Raw genomic sequence first — 2,998 nt, forward strand, 5'->3', positions numbered from 1 at the left:
GTTCTCTAAATGATTGAGATCATAAACATCGAATGATAACTCGACTGGTTGATTACTTTCTCTACCAACAAGTTTGGCAGTCTTCATGACATAATGGTTAGATAAAACATCTGGAGTCACTGAGTCTCTTGTTTTATAATAAACATAACGGTTCTGGGAACCAAAGGTTTCGATACGCTCCACCTCCGTTTTAACTATCAATACCTCATGGTCTTCTTGCCATTGGACATATATGGGCCAAGTATAGGAATAGACACCATAGCCCACCAAAGAAACTAAAAGCAATCCCACAAACACCTTAGTTCGGAAGCTGAGAGTCTTTAGGTATTTCATTTGGTAAGAATCCTCCTTTATTTGACGTTGAACAGATAGAGCTAATCCCCTCTTATTCTCCTTTGTCAACCAATATTCGGCGTTGTTTGTTCAGTTCGCGGTCTTTAGCAACATCGTAATACAAGTTAAACTCTTCCTTGGTATTGACTGAATGCTCTTGATCATCCTTACTGAGTTCGGCTGGAATCGTAAGCCCTTCGTAAAGATTCGTATTTTCTGGGACAAAAAGCTGATACAAATCAAGAAACTGTGGAACATCTCCATAAACCTTCTCATAATCATACTTAGAATCAATCAAAAGGAAAAACTGTGAATCTTGCTCACTTAATACTTGATAAACTTTAGGTGCAGCTGTCTCCAAAACACTTCCCTTCAATACATCTTGACGAAAAGACAATTTATTTTGATTCAACAAATCATACGCTGTAGATGTTCTCAAATCGGTTGTCATCTTTCCCATCTTGTCCTTTAAAGGACCCAGATCTACCGAAGGGCTTTCAGGATACTTTTGTATTTTTGTATCTTCCCAATCAATTTGCTTGGTTTCTAAATTCAGCCATAATTGTTTTTTCTGTGATAGCTCCCATCCTCGTTTGTATACTTGTATGGAAATGTAGTCTTTGCCATCTTTTTCGATAATACCTCCAGTATCTTCCGGTATATAATCAGGGTTATAGTCCTCTACAAGTTTATAAAGATCGAGCTGACTCCCTTCCAATTTTCGATCACCGATTCGATAAATGGACATGGCATAATAAACTTCGGGATCCTCTTTAGGTAATTTTTGTGTTCCTCTATAGGTAGAATTATGGAAGTACTTGCGTACGATATAGCGTTGATTGGAGGCACCATGAACACCCAAAAAGTTTTCGCTCAAGTCCGGATTGTATTTGGCAAACAATCGATCCTCTTCTGGATTCAGCGACTTCCAATGCACGGCAACTCCCCTGCCATCTTCTAAAAACTCATAAGAATCAATTTCCCATTTTCCTGTATAGTAACCCATATTTTCATATTTTTGGCGTTCTTGCTTGGCCTGCTCTGATTGTTGATAACTATGATAGCCCCATAGAAGCAGAACACCCAACAGGACAGATCCGACTATTAGTAGTACTTTCTTCATTTCTCTCCCTCCTTATTTGCCATATTTCTTTTCGAAATACTCTCAACTTTTCCTTTTACCTGATTTAGACTATTCGCCATCTTTTGAATCTGCTTTGAAATGATTGCCAAACAGAAAAACAAAAGGAAAATGTCTTTGTCCCATTATACCACATGAACGATACCGTGAGAAGATGAGAAATACAAAAGAAAACCACCTGAAATGAATTCAGGTGGAGCTTACTTATAATGTCACCGCATCAAGATTAAAACGATTAATCAACAGATGAAATAAATTATGTTTTCTATAAAAATATTAGAAAAAGTCTGAGAAACAGTTTTACTGTCTCCACTAACTTATATTACCTCTTACAAGGAAAGTCGACATTAAGGAAAGTCTCGATAACGTTCATTATTCATTTCGACTTGTTTTCTTCGTATGCCTCTCTCCTTGCTATTTTTTCCTTGAGAAACATAATAGTCTTCTCTCTGTTCACGAGTTCCCATCGGGATTTCTTCTAACTTTCCTTCAATCATATCCTTTAACTGTTCTTCTGATTGTTGGAAAGCTCCTGCAACCTTACTTAAGAATGAATCTAGTCCAGTTACTACTGATGTTAAGTCTTTACTACTTTTAGCTGCAGCTCCAAATGCATCGTCTAGATACTTAGCAGAATCATCATTTACTACACCAGTAGAGACAAAGTTGCCCCCATCTGCTCCCATATAGTTTTCTAAGTAAGCCTGAATCGACTGGATCTCATCCACCTTAATTCGTCGTCTTATCATACTATCCTCCTTCCAAATCTATTTTACGTGTTTCTCATACCATTCCTGATACTCTTGGAAACTGTTGAGTGGAGTCTCTTCCTTTGTTTTAGGATCTATCCCAACAACATCTAGCTTATCCTGACCGACCGGCGCAAACCAATGCCGCATATCTTGGAAAATAGCTTCCGGATCGGAATAGGCTCCTTTTCTAACTACTATATTAGCGGCTCCCTCCATAGCCTTATAATATTCGGGGTAGTCCCTAATAAAGTTTATATTAGTATCTTCTCTCACTTTTGAATCATTACTGTAGGCTAAATCGTAAGTGGGTATGAAGCCGTATTCAGTAGCTATCTTATCTAGATTGGTATAATCGAACGAAAAAGGGGTTCGTTTTGATTCTGCTTTATCTGTAGGTAGAGCTGGCACTATCTGTTCAGAAGCTACATCCAAAGCAACCTCCTTCTTATCTTCTCTATTTTGCTTATTCCTCAAAGAAAAAACTAAATAGTCTTTCCCATCATTAGTGTAATTTCTTGTAGAATAAAAATCTACTCTATAATTTTGGTCATAGGTTTGGATCAGTTTGACTACATCAATCGTCTTTGGTAGGTTCTCTAAATGATTGAGATCATAAACATCTAGTGTTAATTCCACTAAATTACTGTCGCTCCTCCCAACAAATTTTGCATTGCTTGTGACAAAATAGTTAGATAGAACATTTGGAGTCATAAGTTCCTTCATTTTATAGTAAACATAGCGATTCTGGGAACCAAAGGTTTCGATACGCTCC

At 37.5% G+C, this 2,998-nt stretch carries 3 protein-coding genes and 1 pseudogene; all 4 read right to left on the minus strand.

Annotated elements, in window-relative coordinates; translation table 11 throughout:
* Positions 1–333: pseudogene (locus HMPREF2655_RS03280) on the minus strand (hypothetical protein); the annotation flags it as partial.
* Positions 334–385: 52 nt separating this feature from the next.
* Positions 386–1,456, minus strand: coding sequence for a hypothetical protein (locus HMPREF2655_RS03285; RefSeq protein ID WP_070837558.1), 1,071 nt, complete (start codon positions 1,454–1,456; stop codon positions 386–388).
* A 365-nt stretch (positions 1,457–1,821) separates the two neighbouring features.
* Positions 1,822–2,223 (minus strand): hypothetical protein, encoded by a 402-nt coding sequence (locus HMPREF2655_RS03290; RefSeq protein WP_070837560.1) that lies wholly within the window; start codon positions 2,221–2,223, stop codon positions 1,822–1,824.
* Between the two features lie 18 nt (positions 2,224–2,241).
* A partial coding sequence (locus HMPREF2655_RS03295; RefSeq protein WP_070837562.1) for a hypothetical protein occupies positions 2,242–2,998 on the minus strand: 757 nt, incomplete at its 5' end.

It is taken from the genome of Streptococcus sp. HMSC066F01 (assembly GCF_001837335.1).
Taxonomy (GTDB): domain Bacteria; phylum Bacillota; class Bacilli; order Lactobacillales; family Streptococcaceae; genus Streptococcus; species Streptococcus oralis_S.

What these genes read in the sequence shown, in the direction of transcription:
- HMPREF2655_RS03290 (WP_070837560.1), bottom strand. Translation starts at nt 2,223, where the DNA reads ATGATAAGACGACGAATTAAGGTGGATGAGATCCAGTCGATTCAGGCT.
- HMPREF2655_RS03285 (WP_070837558.1), bottom strand. Translation starts at nt 1,456, where the DNA reads ATGAAGAAAGTACTACTAATAGTCGGATCTGTCCTGTTGGGTGTTCTG.